Source organism: Microbacterium telephonicum, assembly GCF_003651225.1.
Lineage (GTDB): Bacteria > Actinomycetota > Actinomycetes > Actinomycetales > Microbacteriaceae > Microbacterium > Microbacterium telephonicum.
On the sequence record NZ_RCDB01000001.1, the window covers coordinates 994327 to 1009498 of the forward strand.

The following is a 15172-nucleotide window of genomic DNA, read 5'->3' on the forward strand; positions in this document are numbered from 1 at the left end:
CACACCAGGAACCATGAACGATTTCGCGTCCACCCCTGAACTGATCCTGCTGCCGGCCGTCGACGTCGCCGACGGCAAGGCCGTGCGCCTGACGCAGGGCGCCGCCGGCACCGAGACCGACTACGGCGACCCCGTCGACGCGGCGCAGCAGTGGGCCGACCAGGGGGCGACCTGGATCCACCTGGTCGACCTCGACGCCGCGTTCGGGCGCGGCAGCAACACCGGCGTCATCCGCAAGGCCATCCGCGCCGTACGCGGTGTGCAGATCGAGCTGTCCGGCGGCATCCGCGACGACGCGTCGCTCGAGGCCGCGCTCGAATCCGGCGCGACGCGCATCAACCTCGGCACTGCCGCGCTGGAGAACCCGGAGTGGGCTGCCGACGTCATCAGCCGCTACGGCGAGGCGATCGCGGTCGGTCTGGACGTGCGCGGCACGACGCTGGCCGCCCGCGGCTGGACCCGGGAGGGCGGCGATCTCTGGCAGGTGCTCGACCGCCTCGAGGATGCCGGCTGCAGCCGTTACGTCGTGACCGACGTCACGAAGGACGGCACCCTCAAGGGCCCGAACATCGAGCTGCTGCGCGAGCTCACCTCCCGCACGCCGAAGCCGGTCATCGCCTCCGGCGGCGTCTCGAGCCTCGACGACATCGCCGCCCTCCGCGAACTCGTGCCGCTCGGCGTCGAGGGCGCGATCGTGGGCAAGGCGCTGTACGCCGGCGCGTTCACGCTCGCCGAGGCGCTGGATGTCGCGGCCGGCTGACCCGGCGCACGGCCACGGCGAGGGTCACGGCGGCGCGGGCGGGCACGCCTGCGCGGTCCCCGGCGACTCCGCCGGAGTGCCCTGGGAGGGGCGTGCGTTCGAGGCGAACCCGCATGCCGGCGACGACGGCTCCGCGGATGCGGCGCTGCTGGCCGCCCTCACCGACTTCCGAGCCGGCGACGGGGATGCCGCCGCGGTCGCCGAGGCCTACCGAGGCGCGCGCCTGCTGATCCCGCTCCTCGCCGAGAAGGGCGATGAGGGCGTCGGCCCGACCGGTCTCGTCGTCGACAAGACGCAGGAACTCTCGATCGTGACGGTCGCCGCCCCCGACGGCCGCAAGGTGCTTCCGGTGTTCACGAGCGTCGACACGATGCGCGCCTGGGATGCGCTCGCCCGTCCGGTGCCGGCGGACGGCATCCGCACCGCGCTCGCGGCGGCATCCGACGACACCGACCTCATCGTGATCGACCCGTCCTCGCCGACCGAGTTCGTGCTGCGTCGTCCCGCGGTCTGGGCGATCGGGCAGGGTCAGGCCTGGGAGCCGGCGCACACCTCGCCCGAGGTGTTCGCGGGGCTGCAGGAATCGATCGGGGGCGAGCTCGGCGTGCTCGACCTGTCGGTGGCCTCCGGCGATCCGGACGCCCGGCTGCGGGGCCCCGAGCTGGTTGTGCGCCTGCACCTCGTCGACGGGCTCGAACAGGCCGAACTCGACGCGATCCTGCAGCGTCTGGCGAGCCGCTGGGCCGCCGATGACCGCATCGCGGTGCTCGTCGACTCGCTGACGGTCAAGCTCGTCCGCGGCTGACCCGCCGATCGGGAGGCTCGTGCCGCACCGACCTCGTCACCTCTTCGCCGAGATCGCCGCTACGGCGTCGAGCTCGCCGGCGAACTTGCGCGCCGACCGGCGAACTCGGGGACGGACCGGCGAACTCGCGGGCTCTGGCGGGCGCGGTCAGGTGACGGGGCCGGTCCACTTCTCGCCGGGGCCCTTGCCGATCGGGTCGGGGATGACCGACGCCTCGCGGAACGCGAGCTGCACCGATCGCAGCCCGTCGCGCAGCGAGCGCGCGTGCATGTCGCTGATCTCGGGAGCGCCGGCGGTGATCAGGCCCGCCAGCGCATTGATGAGCTTGCGCGCCTCGTCGAGGTCGGTCTGCGAGGCGGGGTCGTCGGCGAGGCCCACCTTCACGGCCGCGGCGCTGAGCAGGTGAACGGCGGTCGTGGTGATGACCTCGACGGCGGGCACGTCGGCGATGTCGCGTCCGGCGGCGTTCGCGGCGGCGCGCTCCTGCTCCTCCCACTGCGCCGGACGGTCGTCGCCGGCGGGGTCGAAGGACGGCTCGGGGGAGGGGATCGTGTCCACGTGCTGCTCTCTGCTAGACTGAGCGGGCACCGGAGTGTTCTACTCCGGCTCGAAAGAGGATCACATCCCACCCGCGCTTGCCGCTCCAGGCTACCGGGTCACGCACTCCGCCTCGTCCGCGAGGTCGTCCGGAACACCGGTACGGGTGCAGTACACAATGCCGATGCCCAGCATCGTGCGGGTGGATGCCGAGCCTCTTCCGCCCGAGACGCACCACTGCGTCCCGGTGGCCATCCCCGCACGAAGAGGAGTTCCGCATCAGCGATCCCCGCACCAATGAGCGCATCCGCGTCCCCGAGGTCCGCCTCGTGGGTCCCGCCGGTGAGCAGGTCGGCGTCGTCCGCATCGAAGTCGCGATGCGCCTGGCGCAGGAGGCCGACCTCGACCTGGTCGAGGTGGCGCCCAACTCGAAGCCGCCCGTGGTCAAGATCATGGACTACGGCAAGTTCAAGTACGAAGCTGCCCAGAAGGCCAAGGAAGCACGTCGCAACCAGGCGAACACGGTCCTCAAGGAGGTGCGCTTCCGTCTGAAGATCGAGGCGCACGACTACCAGACCAAGCTCAAGCGTGCGGAGGGCTTCCTCCAGACGGGTGACAAGGTCAAGGCCATGATCCTGTTCCGTGGTCGCGAGCAGTCGCGTCCCGAGCAGGGTGTGCGCCTGCTCCGCAAGTTCGCGGAGGACGTGGCCGAGTTCGGCACCGTGGAGTCCAACCCCACGATCGACGGACGCAACATGGTCATGGTGATCGCCCCGCACAAGAACAAGTCCGAGGTCAAGACCGAGCAGAACGCCGTCCGTGCGGCGAACAAGCAGGCCGCCCGAGACGCCCGCCACGCGGGCGAGGGCGCCGAAGACGAAGCGCCCGCCGCCACCGCGGAGTAAGCGCCCCACAGACTCCCGCCCGGCGGGAATCCCAACGAAGGAAGAGATATGCCCAAGCAGAAGACCCACTCGGGCGCCAAGAAGCGCTTCAAGGTCACCGGTACCGGCAAGCTCAAGAAGCAGCAGGCGAACCTCCGCCACAACTTCGAGGGCAAGCCCACCAAGCGCACCCGCCGCCTCTCGGCCGACAAGATCCTCGCCCCGGGCGACGCCAAGGTCGCCAAGAAGCTCCTCGGCATCTGATCGCCGACGCACGTTAGGAATATGAGAAATGGCTAGAGTCAAGCGGGCCGTCAACGCCCACAAGAAGCGTCGCGTCATCCTCGAGCGCGCCTCCGGTTACCGGGGCCAGCGTTCGCGCCTGTACCGCAAGGCGAAGGAGCAGGTCACCCACTCGCTCGTCTACGCGTACCGCGACCGTCGCAAGCGCAAGGGCGACTTCCGCCGCCTGTGGATCCAGCGCATCAACGCCGCCGCCCGTCAGAACGGCATCACGTACAACCGCTTCATCCAGGGTCTGAACCTGGCCGGCGTCCAGGTCGACCGCCGCATGCTCGCCGAGCTCGCGGTCAACGAGCCCGCCGTCTTCGCCTCGCTCGTCGAGACCGCGAAGAAGGGCCTGCCGGCCGACGTCAACGCCCCCAAGGCGTAAGCGCACCCCGTTCGAAGGGCGCCCTCCTCGCGAGGGCGCCCTTCGTCGTTCCCGGGCGGGACCCGTCCCACCCCATAAAATGTGGACGTGCTCGAGAACCCCCGGTCGCCGCGTGTGCGCGCCGTCGCGAAACTGACCAAGCGCAGTGCGCGTCAGGAGACGGGACTGTTCCTGCTCGAGGGGCCGCAGTCCGCGCGGGAGGCCCTCGCCTACGCGCCCGACACGCTCGTCGAGCTGTTCGCGACGCCGTCGGCGATGGAACGCCACCAGGACATCCGCGACGCGGCATCCGCGGCCGGCGTCGAGGTCGTGCTCACGACCGAGGCGGTGCTCGACGCGATGGCCGACACGGTCACCCCGCAGGGGATCGTCGCCGTCGCCCGGCAGACGCCCGCGAGCGTGCGCGACATCTTCGCGGCGGGACCCCGTCTCGTCGCGATCTGCGAGGAGGTGCGCGACCCCGGCAACCTCGGCACGATCATCCGGGCCGCCGATGCCGCCGGCGCCGACGCCGTCGTGCTCACCGGTCGCACCGTCGACCCCTACAACCCGAAGGTCGTGCGGGCCACGACCGGGTCCTTGTTCCACGTGCCGGTCGCCGTCGCCGGCGAGCTCACCGGGACGGTGGAACGCGCGCACCAGGCCGGGATGCAGGTGGTCGCCGCCGATGTCGGCGGAGAGGACTTCCTGGCCCAGCGCAGCACGCTGGCCGGACCCACGGCGTGGCTGTTCGGCAACGAGGCGCGGGGCCTCGAGCCCGAGGCTCTCGCCCTCGTCGACGTCTCGCTGCGCCTGCCGATCTACGGCCGCGCCGAGTCGCTCAACCTCGCCACGGCGGCCTCTGTCTGCCTCTACGAGACGGCGTTCGCGCAGCGCGCCTGAGCGCGTACAGGCCCGTATCAGACCTGTTACAACTCGGTAAAGGGTCTGCCGGAGGGCGCCCGCCCGTGCCAGGGTGGCAGGATGACGGCCTCTGCTCACGACCCGGCTCCGAAGACGTCGAACATCACGGTGCGGCGCGGTGACCCGCTCGTCGTCATGGAGAACGTGCAGAAGCACTACGGCGACTTCCAGGCCCTCACCGACATCGACCTGACGGTGAACCGCGGCGAGGTCGTCGTCGTCATCGGACCCTCCGGTTCGGGCAAGTCGACGCTGTGCCGCACCATCAACCGGCTCGAGACCATCACGAGCGGGTCGATCTCGATCGACGGCGTCGAGATCCCCGCCGAGGGCAAGGCGCTCGCGGCCCTGCGGGCCGATGTCGGCATGGTGTTCCAGGCGTTCAACCTCTTCTCGCACCTCACGATCCTCGAGAACGTCACGCTCGGCCCCCTCAAGGTCAAGAAGATGCGCAAGGCGGATGCCGAGGCCGAGGCGAAGGTGCTGCTGGACCGTGTCGGCGTCGGACACCAGGCCGCGAAGCTCCCCGCGCAGCTCTCGGGCGGACAGCAGCAGCGCGTCGCGATCGCCCGCGCTCTCGCGATGAAGCCGAAGGTCATGCTCTTCGACGAGCCGACGAGCGCGCTGGACCCCGAGATGATCAACGAGGTGCTCGACGTGATGGTGTCCCTCGCGCAGGACGGCATGACCATGATCGTCGTCACCCACGAGATGGGCTTCGCCCGCAAGGCCGCCGACCGCGTCGTGTTCATGGCCGACGGTCAGATCGTCGAGGAGGCGACCCCCGACGAGTTCTTCACGAATCCGAAGAGCGACCGCGCGAAGGACTTCCTCTCCAAGCTCATCACCCACTGACGTCCCCGTCCCCCACCGAGATACGCAACCGAAGGAGAGAGATCACATGCGACGTACCAAGATCGCTGCCGGCCTCGGCCTGCTGGCCGCTGCCGGACTGGCCCTCACTGCGTGCAACAGCGGCACGCCCACCTCCACCCCGGACGAGAGCGGAGCGGCCTCCGAGGAGGCGACCGTCTGGTTCGAGGTCGCCGACCCGGCCCCCACCGTGGACGGCAGCCCCACGGTCGAGAAGATCACCGAGCGCGGATCCGTCAAGATCGGCGTCAAGGAGGACCAGCCCAACCTCGGCTACCTCGACCCGACCACCAACGAGCGCACCGGCTTCGACGTCGACATCGCCCGCTGGATCGCCGCCTCGCTCGGCTACGACGAGGATCAGATCGAGTTCCAGGCGATCCCGTCGGCCAACCGCGAGCAGGCGCTCATCAACGGCGACATCGACTACTACGTCGGGACCTACTCGATCACCGACAAGCGCAAGGAATCGATCTCGTTCGCGGGGCCGTACTTCATCACCGGCCAGGGCCTGCTCGTCGCCGCCGACAACGACGCGATCACCGGCGTCGACTCGCTCACCGCCGAGGAGACCGTCTGCTCGGTCACGGGATCGACCTCGATCCAGCGGATCAAGGACGAGACGCCCGCCAAGACCACCGAGTTCGACACGTACTCGCAGTGCGTCGAGGCCCTCAAGAACGGCCAGGCGGATGCCGTCACCACCGACGAGGCGATCCTCATCGGCTACGCGGCGCAGGACCCCGACAACCTCAAGATCGCCGGGGAGCCCTTCAGCGAAGAGCGCTACGGCGTCGGCATCGCCAAGGGCGACACGGCGTTCGCGGAGTTCATCAACACGACGATGACCGACAACCCGGAGATCTGGGACGCGATCTTCGAGAAGAACCTCGGCCCGGCCGGTGTCACCGGCACCCAGCCGGAGCCCGACCCGGTCAGCTGACCCGGCGCCACGGGGCGGCGGCCCGACTCGGCGCCGCCCCGTGGCATCCCCGCGCAGCATCCGCCCGCCCTCCCTCTACGACCCCCGGAAGGAGCCCCGTGAACCAGATCTTCGACTACCCGGATCTGTGGCGCGACGCGCTCGTCGGGACGCTGATCCTGTTCTTCGGCGGCGCCGCGATCGCGCTCGTCCTCGGCTTCCTCATCGGTGCCATGCGGGTCTCCCCGATCCCCGTCGCCCGCGCGGTGGGGGCCGTCTACGTCAACTGGATCCGCAACACCCCGCTGACCCTCGTCCTCTTCTTCTTCGCCTTCGCCGTGCCGCTGCTGGTGCCGGTGCCGCGCGGAAGCTACCTCGTCCTCGCCGTCTGCGGCCTGGGTATCTACACGGCCACGTACGTCGCCGAGACCCTCCGATCGGGGATCAACACGGTGCCCGTCGGACAGGCGGAGGCGGCGCGCGCGCTCGGCATGCCGTTCACGCAGGTGATGGGCCTGGTCGTGCTGCCGCAGGCGGCGCGCTCGGTGATCCCGCCGATGATGAGCGTGTTCATCGCGCTGCTGAAGAACACGACGGTCGCGGCCGGATTCTCCGTCGTCAACCTCGGCAACATCCGGGCCAACATGAGCGAGCAGGGGGAGAACCAGATGGTCACGATCCTCATCGTCATGGCCGTGTTCGTCGTGCTCGTGCTTCTGCTGGCCTGGCTGCAACGCGTGCTCGAGCGCAGATGGCAGGTGGCCCGATGAGTTCCGTCCTCTACGACGTCCCCGGTCCCCGCGCCCGTGCCCGCAACCGGCTCCTCGGGGTCGTCACCGTGCTGCTGGTGCTCGCCGTCCTCGGCTTCGTCGTCTGGCGCTTCGCCGAGACCGGCCAGTTCGAGGCCGACAAGTGGTACGTCTTCACGTTCTCGGCCGTGTGGGTGCGCTTCGCCGAGGCGACCCTCGCGACCCTGGCCGCGTTCGGCGCCGCCGCCGTGGGCGCCCTCGTGCTCGGCTTCGTGCTCGCGATCGGCCGCCTGTCCGACCACGCGTGGGTGCGCGTGCCCGTCACGTGGATCATCGAGGTGCTCCGCGCGATCCCGGTGCTGGTGTTCATGCTGCTGCTGTACTACGGCCTGCCCGTGATCGGCATCAAGATGGAATCGTACTGGGCCGTCGTCATCGCCCTCGTCGCATACAACGGCTCGGTGCTGGCAGAGGTCATCCGCGCCGGTGTCGAGGCGCTGCCGCGCGGACAGCGCGAGGCCGGCTCCGCGATCGGCCTCCGCAAGTCGGGGGTCATGCGCCTCGTGCTGCTGCCGCAGGCGATCCGGGCCATGATGCCGGTGATCATCGCGCAGCTCGTCGTCACCCTCAAGGACACCGCGCTCGGGTTCATCATCACCTACCCGGAGCTGCTCTACTTCGCGAAGCTGCTCGGCTCGAACGCCCAGTACGGCTCGCCGCTGATCCAGGCGGCGCTCATCGCCGGCGCGATCTACGTGGCGCTGTGCCTCGCGATCAGCTACATCTCGTACCGCGTGGAGCGGCGCCTGCGCCGGTCGGAGCGCGCCCAGCAGGCGGTAGACCCGCTGCACCACCCGGTCCCCGCGACGACCGACACCGAACTGATCGCGGCGCAGAAGGGCGCCGGGAAGTTCAACCAAGGCGGCGGCTTCCACATCTAGTCGGTCACCGGCGGGGCGACACGCGCCCCGCCGGTAGACTCGACCCTCGTGTCCGACGCCACAGAGCACACCCCGCAGACCTCGCCCGACGCCATCACGCCCGAGAACGTCGAGGCAGCCGTCACAGGCGCCCTCGCCGCGATCGCCGCCGCCGCCGACACCGGCGCGCTGCGGGCCGCCCGCTCGGCGCACACCGCCGAGGGAGCGCCGCTGGCCCTCCTGAACGCGCAGCTGCGCAATGTGCCCAACGACCAGAAGGCCGCACTCGGCAAGCTCGTCGGACAGGCGCGGGGCCGTGTCAACCAGGCGCTCGCCGCCCGCGAGCAGGAGCTCGCCGCCGCCGAGACGGCCGCCGCGCTCGCCGCCGAGGCCGTCGACATCACCGCGCTCCCGCAGCGCGCGCGCGTCGGCGCCCGGCATCCGCTCACCCTGCTGCAGGACCAGGTCGGCGACCTGTTCGTCGGCATGGGCTGGGAGGTCGCGGAGGGGCCCGAGCTCGAGCACGAGTGGTACAACTTCGACGCGCTCAACCTCGACGCCGACCACCCGGCGCGGCAGATGCAGGACACGTTCTACGTCGACCCGGTCGCCTCGCACCTGCTCATGCGCACGCAGACGAGCCCCGTGCAGATGCGCTCGATGCTCACCCGCGAGCTGCCGATCTACATCGTCTCGCCGGGGCGCGTGTACCGCACCGACGAGTTCGACGCGACGCACCTGCCGGTGTTCAGCCAGTTCGAGGGTCTCGTCGTGGACAAGGGCATCACGATGGCCCACCTGCGCGGCACCCTCGACCACGTCGCCCGGCAGCTGTTCGGCGCCGACGCGAAGACGCGCATCCGCGCCAACTACTTCCCCTTCACCGAGCCGTCGGCCGAGTTCGACCTGTGGCACCCCACCTTCAAGGGCGGGGCGCGCTGGATCGAATGGGGCGGATGCGGGATGGTCAACCCGAACGTGCTGCGCGCGGCCGGGATCGACCCGGACGTGTACTCCGGCTTCGCGTTCGGGATGGGGATCGAGCGGACCCTCATGTTCCGCTCCGATGTGAAGGACATGCGCGACATGGCCGAAGGCGATGTCCGCTTCAGCGAGCAGTTCGGAATGGTGGTCTGATGCGCGTCCCGCTCTCGTGGCTCCGCGAGTACGTCGATGTGGCACCGGATGCCACCCCCGAAGACGTGCTGGCTTCGCTCGTGTCGGTCGGATTCGAAGAGGAGGACGTCCACGGCTTCGGGCTCACCGGCCCCATCGTCGTCGGCCGCGTCGTCTCGTTCGAGGTCGAGCCGCAGTCCAACGGCAAGACCATCCGCTGGTGCCAGGTCGACGTCGGCGAAGCGAACGGCGGCGTGCGCGGCATCGTGTGCGGCGCGGGCAACTTCTTCGAGGGGGACAAGGTCGTCGTGACCCTGCCCGGCGCCGTGCTGCCGGGGCCGTTCCCGATCGCGGCGCGCAAGACCTACGGCCACGTCTCGGACGGCATGATCGCCTCGGCCCGCGAGCTCGGACTCGGCGAGGAGCACTCCGGCATCCTGCGCCTGGTCGAACTCGGCCTCGACCCCGAGGTCGGCGCCGACGCCATCGCCCTGCTCGGACTCGACGACGTCGCGGTCGAGATCAACGTCACCCCCGACCGTGGCTACGCCCTGAGCCTGCGCGGTGTCGCCCGCGAGTACGCGCACGCCACCGGCGCGCCCTATCGCGACCCGGCCGAGCGGGCGTTCGAGGAGCTCGCCCAGCCCACCGACGGCTTCGAGGTGAGCGTCGTCGACGACGCCCCGATCCGCGGCCGCGTCGGCGCGAGCGAGTTCGTCGTGCGCACGGTGACCGGCGTCGACCCGTCCCGCCCCACTCCGGCGTGGATGGTCGCCCGGCTGCAGCTGGCCGGCATCCGCTCGCTAGGCATCCTCATCGACATCACGAACTACGTCATGCTCGAGCTCGGCAACCCCATCCACGGGTACGACCTCGACCGGCTGACCGGCGGCATCACGGTGCGACGCGCCCACCCGGGCGAGACGCTCACGACCCTCGACGGCAAGCAGCGCACCCTCGACGTCGAAGACCTGCTCATCACCGACGAGTCCGGGCCCATCGGTCTGGCGGGCGTCATGGGCGGGGCGACGACCGAGATGACGGATGCCACGCGCAACGTCCTGATAGAGGCCGCGATCTTCGACACGGTGACGATCGCCCGCACCGCGCGGCGCCACAAGCTGCCCTCCGAGGCCTCGCGCCGGTTCGAGCGCGGCGTCGACCCGCTCGTCCCGTTCGTCGCGGCCCGCCGCGTCGCCGACCTCATGGTCGAGCACGCCGGCGGCACGCTCGGCGATCGCGGCGGCGCCCTGTTCGCCGAGGTGTTCCTCGAGGCGATCACACTGCCGCACGGATTCGTCCCCGGGCTCATCGGCGTGGACTACACCGACGCGGAGGTCGTCGGTGCACTCGAGACCATCGGCTGCGAGGTCGCCGACTCCGACGCCGGCGCGTGGGAGGTCATCCCGCCGTCGTGGCGTCCCGACCTCACCGACAAGTGGACGCTCGCCGAGGAGGTCGCCCGCATCGACGGGTACGACCGCATCCCCTCGCAGCTGCCGGTGCCGCCGTCCGGAACGGGTTTCACCCCGTCCCAGCACGGCCGCCGTCGCGTCGCGAACGCGCTGGCCGCCGCCGGCTTCGTCGAGACGCCGTCGTTCGGCTTCACCACCGAGCAGCAGAACGATCTGCACGGCTCGGCTTCGGGGGAGCACCTGCCGTCGGTGAAGCTCGCCAACCCGCTCGACGGGCAGGCGCCGTTCCTGCGTCGCACGCTCGTGCCCGGACTGCTGCAGATCGCGCATCGCAACCTCTCCCGCGGGTTCACCGATCTTGCGCTGTTCGAGTCGGGCACGGTGTTCCTGCCCGAGCCCGGCGTCTCCTACGGCACGGCGACGGTGCCCGCCGCCGCCGTGCGCCCCGACGCCGCGACCCTCGCCGCGCTCGACGCGTCCATCCCGCCGCAGCCACGCCACGTCGCCGTGCTGCTGACCGGCAACCGCGTCGCCAAGCAGCCCGCGCAGCGTGCCGAGCCCTTCGACCTCGCCGACGGTCTCGACGCGGTCCGGCTCATCGCCGCCGCGGCCGGCGTCGAGGTGCAGGTCTCGCAGACGCAGCGCGCGGCCCTGCATCCGGGACGCGCGGGGGTCGTCACCGTCGACGGTGCCGTGGTCGGCTACGTCGGCGAGGTGCACCCGGAAGTCTCGGCCGCGGCCGACCTGCCCGGGCGCGTCATCGTCGCCGAGGTGGACCTCGACGCCCTGTTGGCCGCCGCGGGCGACCGCGTCGTCGTCGGCGCCCTTTCCGGATACCCTGCCGCCACGCAGGACGTGTCGCTCGTGGTACCGGCATCGGTCCCCGCCGGCGAGGTCGCCACCGCACTCACCGAAGGTGCCGGCGCCCTCCTGGAGTCGCTGCGCCTCGTCGACGACTACCGCGGCTCGGGTGTGCCCGACGACGCGAAGAGCCTGACCTTCGCCCTGCGTTTCCGCGCCGACGACCGCACGCTCACCGCCGCCGAGGCGACCGAGGCGAAACTCGCCGGCGTCGCCGTGGCCGCGGAGCGCTTCGGCGCCGCGCTGCGCGAGTGACGCGCCGCCTCCGCGGCCCGCGCTGGCGGGCCCGCGGAGACGCTCGCTAGGCTCGGGACGATGAGCGAGTCGACCGAATCCACCGCCCTCCGGTTGCAGGGTCTCGTCAAGCGGTTCGGGGAGAAGGTCGCCGTCGCGGGCCTCGACCTCGTCGTGCCGCGGGGCTCGTTCTACGGCCTCGTCGGCCCCAACGGGGCCGGAAAGACGACGACCCTGTCGATGGCCACCGGCCTGCTGCGCCCGGATGCCGGCACCGCGCAGGTGCACGGCGTCGACGTGTGGGCCGACCCGGCCGTCGCCAAGCGCATGATCGGCAACCTCGCCGACGGCGTGCGCCTGTTCGACCGGCTCACCGGCGAGCAGCTGCTGACCTACACGGCCATGATGTTCGGCCTGCCGCGCGAGCAGATCGCGCCTCGCGTGGGCGACCTGCTCGACGTCATGGACCTGCGGGAAGCCGCCGGCACGATCGTCGCCGACTACTCCGCGGGCATGACCAAGAAGGTCGCGCTGGCGTGCGCGCTCGTGCACGCGCCGCGACTGCTCGTGCTCGACGAGCCGTTCGAGTCCGTCGACCCGGTCTCGGCCGCGAACATCGAGGACGTGCTGCGCAGCTACACCTCCTCGGGCGGGTCGGTGATCGTGTCGAGCCATTCGATGGACCTCGTCCAGCGCATGTGCGACCACGTCGCCGTCATCGCCGCGGGGCATGTGCTGGCCGCGGGCACCGTCGACGAGGTGCGCGCGGGGGAGAGCCTGCAGGACCGGTTCGTGGCGCTCGTCGGCGGCCGCCACACCTCCGAGGGGCCGCAGTGGTTGCGACAGTCCTGAAGCTGCGGTACCGCATCCTCGCGAATTCGCTGCTGCGCCGCCCCTCCCAGCTCGTCGGCTTCATCTTCGGGATGCTGGGCGCGCTCTGGCTGCTCGGCTCCGTCGTCGCGGGCTTCGTCGCGGTCGCGATCTTCCAGGGCGAAGGCGTCGCCGCCATCGTCGCGGTGATCGGCGGATCCGCCCTCGTGCTCGGCTGGATCGTCGGTCCCGTGCTCATCGCCGGCACAGACACGAGCGTCGACGCCGTCAAACTCGCCCCGTTCCCGTTCACGAGCCGTCAGACGATGGCGGCGCTCGCCGGCGTCGGGCTCACCGGCATCCCGGGCATCACGACGGCGATCGCGGCCCTCGCGACCGTCATCCTGTGGGTGCGGTGGCCGGGCGCCGCCGTGGCCGCCGTGCCGGCCGCGCTTCTCGGCGTGCTCACCTGCGTGCTCGCGAGCCGGCTCATGGAGACACTCTCGCGGGGACTGGGCGGCAATCGTCGCGGGCGGGAGATCGTCGGCACCGTGGTGCTGGCGCTGCTGATCATGACCGGCCCGATCATCACCGGCGTCCTCGCACTGCTCGACTCGAGCGGTGACATCGGCGGACGACTCGCGGATGCCGCCGGCGTGCTGTCGTGGACGCCGATCGGCGCGGCCTGGGCGGTGCCGGCCGACCTCGCGGCGGGCGGATGGGCGACGGCCCTCGCCAAGCTCGCGATCGCGCTGGCCACCGTCGTCCTGCTGTGGGTCGTGTGGGAACGGGCGCTGTCGGCGTCGGTCTCCAGCGCGCCCCGACGTGCGACCCGGTCGGTGCGCTCCGGAACGCTGGGCCTCTACGGGGTCATGCCGTCGGGAGGCGTCGGGGCGACGTGGGCGCGCGCGCTCACCGGCTGGCTGCGCGACCCCCGCTACGTGCGGCAGCTCATCTTCGTGCCGCTGTTCCCGGCGCTGTTCCTGTTCACCTCCGGCGTCGACGGCTGGCCGTTCGGCGTCTCGGCGGTGCTCGTCGCGTTCATGCTCGCCGTCGCCGGATACGCCGACATCTCCTACGACGGCACCGCGTTCGCCTCGATGCTCGCCAGCGGCATCCGGGGCCGCGCCGACCGCTGGGGGCGGGTGCTGGGCGCCGCGTGCGTGGGCGTTCCCGCCGTCGCCCTGGTCGCCGTGGCGACCTGCGCCGTCACGGGGGAATGGATGCGGCTGCCCGCCGTCCTCGGCGCGGCGTTCGGGCTGCTGCTCGTCGGTTACGGCGTCTGCGCCGTCTCGTCGGCGCTCATCGTCGTGCCCGTCGCCGCCCCCGGCGACAGCCCTTTCAAGTCCGTGCCGGGGCAGACGTTCGTCAACGGCCTGCTCGTCTTCGTCGTATGGGGCGTGTGCGCGGTGCTCGCCGCCCCCGCCCTGGTGCTCGCGATCGTCGCCCTCACGACCTCGTCGCAGGTGCTCGGCGCGGTCGCTCTCGTCGTCGGGGTGGTCGTCGGCGCCGGCGTCGTCGTCGCGGGCGTGCTCGTCGGCGGGCGCACGCTCGAGCGCACCGGCCCCGACCTGCTGCAGCGCATCAAGGCGTTCCCCACGACCTGACCCCGCCCCGCATCCTCCGATCCGAACGGCACGACATGACCGACGTCCTCCTCCTCGGCGGCACCGGCTGGCTCGGCGCCCGCATCGCCGAGCGCTGGCTCGACGCCGGCGCGCACGTCACCTGCCTCGCCCGAGGTGGACGGGAAGCCCCCTACGGAGCACGGCTGGTCACCGGCGACCGCGACGACCCGGCCGTCTACTCGGTGCTCGCCGACCGGCAGTGGGACGAGGTCGTCGACATCTCCTCGCGTGCCTCTCATGTCGCTGCCGCCGTCGCCGCCCTCGGCGGGAGTGCCCGCCACTGGACCTACGTCTCGAGCGTGTCGGCGTACGCCTCGAACACCGATCCGGGCGCCGACGAGTCCGCCGCGCTCGCCGACCCTGCGACCTCCGACGCCGACGACTACGCGCGGCAGAAGTCCGGCGGCGAGGCCGCCGTGCGCGCCGCACTCGCACACCGCGCGGCCGTCATCCGGCCGGGCCTCATCGTCGGCCCGGGCGACCCCACCGACCGCTTCGGCTACTGGGTCTCCCGACTCGCACTCGCCGGCGCGGGGCCGGTGTTGATCCCCGACACCCCGCGCGCCGGTGTGCAGGTGATCGACGTCGACGACGTCGCCGATGTCGCGCATGCCGTCGGACGGGAGATGTTCGTCGGCGCGGTCAACGCCGTGGGCGACCCGCTGCACCTCGCCGCGTTCCTGGACGAGGCGCGCGACGTCGCCGGTCACACCGGTGCGCTCGTCGCGGCGCCGCCGGACTGGCTCGTCCAGCACGACGTGGCGTACTGGGCCGGTCCCCGGTCGCTGCCGCTGTGGCTGCCCGCCGACATGCCCGGGTTCACGAGCCGCTCCAACGCGACCTACCGCCTCCTCGGCGGCCGGCTGCGCCCGCTGCGCACCACGCTGGAGCGCGCCCTGGCCGACGAGCGGTCGCGCGGACTCGACCGGCCCCGTGCCGCCGGCCTCCGCCGGGACGACGAGCTCGCCCTGCTCGCCGAACTCCCGTAGCCCGGGCCCACCGCATCCGCCGATTTGCGGCGTCCCCCGCATCCGGACTAGCCTCGCCCCATGTCCTCGACCGCGAACACCGCCGCAGCGATG

At 71.4% G+C, this 15172-nt stretch carries 16 protein-coding genes; 15 read left to right on the forward strand and 1 reads right to left on the reverse strand.

Annotation, left to right across the window (positions count from 1 at the left end; translation table 11 throughout):
* Positions 1-13 precede the first annotated feature (13 nt).
* Entirely contained in the window at positions 14-760 is a 747-nt protein-coding gene (priA, locus tag C7474_RS04890) for a bifunctional 1-(5-phosphoribosyl)-5-((5-phosphoribosylamino)methylideneamino)imidazole-4-carboxamide isomerase/phosphoribosylanthranilate isomerase PriA (protein ID WP_121057789.1), read from the forward strand.
* Entirely contained in the window at positions 744-1565 is an 822-nt protein-coding gene (locus C7474_RS04895) for an SseB family protein (protein WP_121057790.1), read from the forward strand. Before priA ends, C7474_RS04895 begins: the two co-directional genes overlap by 17 nt.
* Positions 1566-1712: 147 nt before the next feature.
* Here C7474_RS04895 and C7474_RS04900 read toward each other — a convergent pair whose 3' ends face one another.
* Positions 1713-2123 (reverse strand): DUF1844 domain-containing protein, encoded by a 411-nt coding sequence (locus C7474_RS04900; RefSeq protein WP_121057791.1) that lies wholly within the window; start codon positions 2121-2123, stop codon positions 1713-1715.
* A gap of 185 nt (positions 2124-2308) precedes the next feature.
* Between C7474_RS04900 and infC the strand changes: the two genes are divergently transcribed.
* From infC to C7474_RS04965, 13 genes are all read left to right on the forward strand, one after another.
* A complete protein-coding gene (gene infC / locus C7474_RS04905; protein WP_121057792.1) occupies positions 2309-3007 on the forward strand; it encodes a translation initiation factor IF-3 in 699 nt (232 codons plus the stop codon).
* A 48-nt stretch (positions 3008-3055) separates the two neighbouring features.
* Entirely contained in the window at positions 3056-3250 is a 195-nt protein-coding gene (gene rpmI / locus C7474_RS04910; protein WP_121057793.1) for a 50S ribosomal protein L35, read from the forward strand.
* Between the two features lie 28 nt (positions 3251-3278).
* A complete protein-coding gene (gene rplT / locus C7474_RS04915) occupies positions 3279-3659 on the forward strand; it encodes a 50S ribosomal protein L20 (protein ID WP_121057794.1) in 381 nt (126 codons plus the stop codon).
* A gap of 87 nt (positions 3660-3746) precedes the next feature.
* A complete protein-coding gene (locus C7474_RS04920) occupies positions 3747-4541 on the forward strand; it encodes a TrmH family RNA methyltransferase (protein ID WP_121057795.1) in 795 nt (264 codons plus the stop codon).
* Between the two features lie 156 nt (positions 4542-4697).
* On the forward strand, positions 4698-5417 hold the full coding sequence (locus C7474_RS04925; RefSeq protein ID WP_199692376.1) for an amino acid ABC transporter ATP-binding protein: 720 nt from the start codon (positions 4698-4700) through the stop codon (positions 5415-5417).
* A gap of 46 nt (positions 5418-5463) precedes the next feature.
* Positions 5464-6378, forward strand: coding sequence for a glutamate ABC transporter substrate-binding protein (locus tag C7474_RS04930; protein WP_121057797.1), 915 nt, complete (start codon positions 5464-5466; stop codon positions 6376-6378).
* A gap of 98 nt (positions 6379-6476) precedes the next feature.
* Complete coding sequence (locus tag C7474_RS04935) at positions 6477-7127, forward strand: amino acid ABC transporter permease (protein ID WP_121057798.1); 651 nt, start codon at positions 6477-6479, stop codon at positions 7125-7127.
* The gene (locus tag C7474_RS04940; protein ID WP_121057799.1) at positions 7124-8047 is read left to right on the forward strand and encodes an amino acid ABC transporter permease; all 924 of its coding nucleotides are present in this window, start codon (positions 7124-7126) and stop codon (positions 8045-8047) included. The genes C7474_RS04935 and C7474_RS04940 overlap by 4 nt, the downstream gene beginning before the upstream one ends.
* A 48-nt stretch (positions 8048-8095) precedes the next feature.
* Complete coding sequence (gene pheS / locus C7474_RS04945; RefSeq protein ID WP_199692362.1) at positions 8096-9163, forward strand: phenylalanine--tRNA ligase subunit alpha; 1068 nt, start codon at positions 8096-8098, stop codon at positions 9161-9163.
* The gene (gene pheT, locus C7474_RS04950) at positions 9163-11673 is read left to right on the forward strand and encodes a phenylalanine--tRNA ligase subunit beta (RefSeq protein ID WP_121057800.1); all 2511 of its coding nucleotides are present in this window, start codon (positions 9163-9165) and stop codon (positions 11671-11673) included. Before pheS ends, pheT begins: the two co-directional genes overlap by 1 nt.
* A 60-nt stretch (positions 11674-11733) precedes the next feature.
* Entirely contained in the window at positions 11734-12504 is a 771-nt protein-coding gene (locus tag C7474_RS04955) for an ABC transporter ATP-binding protein (protein ID WP_121057801.1), read from the forward strand.
* Complete coding sequence (locus C7474_RS04960) at positions 12486-14069, forward strand: hypothetical protein (RefSeq protein ID WP_121057802.1); 1584 nt, start codon at positions 12486-12488, stop codon at positions 14067-14069. Before C7474_RS04955 ends, C7474_RS04960 begins: the two co-directional genes overlap by 19 nt.
* Positions 14070-14104: 35 nt before the next feature.
* Positions 14105-15079, forward strand: a complete 975-nt coding sequence (locus C7474_RS04965; RefSeq protein WP_121057803.1) for an NAD-dependent epimerase/dehydratase family protein — start codon at positions 14105-14107, stop codon at positions 15077-15079.
* Positions 15080-15172: the final 93 nt, after the last annotated feature.

What these genes read in the sequence shown, in the direction of transcription:
- C7474_RS04940 (WP_121057799.1), top strand. Translation starts at nt 7,124, where the DNA reads ATGAGTTCCGTCCTCTACGACGTCCCCGGTCCCCGCGCCCGTGCCCGC.
- rplT (WP_121057794.1), top strand. Translation starts at nt 3,279, where the DNA reads ATGGCTAGAGTCAAGCGGGCCGTCAACGCCCACAAGAAGCGTCGCGTC.
- C7474_RS04930 (WP_121057797.1), top strand. Translation starts at nt 5,464, where the DNA reads ATGCGACGTACCAAGATCGCTGCCGGCCTCGGCCTGCTGGCCGCTGCC.
- C7474_RS04965 (WP_121057803.1), top strand. Translation starts at nt 14,105, where the DNA reads ATGACCGACGTCCTCCTCCTCGGCGGCACCGGCTGGCTCGGCGCCCGC.
- rpmI (WP_121057793.1), top strand. Translation starts at nt 3,056, where the DNA reads ATGCCCAAGCAGAAGACCCACTCGGGCGCCAAGAAGCGCTTCAAGGTC.
- C7474_RS04895 (WP_121057790.1), top strand. Translation starts at nt 744, where the DNA reads ATGTCGCGGCCGGCTGACCCGGCGCACGGCCACGGCGAGGGTCACGGC.
- infC (WP_121057792.1), top strand. Translation starts at nt 2,309, where the DNA reads ATGCCGAGCCTCTTCCGCCCGAGACGCACCACTGCGTCCCGGTGGCCA.
- priA (WP_121057789.1), top strand. Translation starts at nt 14, where the DNA reads ATGAACGATTTCGCGTCCACCCCTGAACTGATCCTGCTGCCGGCCGTC.
- C7474_RS04955 (WP_121057801.1), top strand. Translation starts at nt 11,734, where the DNA reads ATGAGCGAGTCGACCGAATCCACCGCCCTCCGGTTGCAGGGTCTCGTC.
- C7474_RS04925 (WP_199692376.1), top strand. Translation starts at nt 4,698, where the DNA reads ATGGAGAACGTGCAGAAGCACTACGGCGACTTCCAGGCCCTCACCGAC.
- pheT (WP_121057800.1), top strand. Translation starts at nt 9,163, where the DNA reads ATGCGCGTCCCGCTCTCGTGGCTCCGCGAGTACGTCGATGTGGCACCG.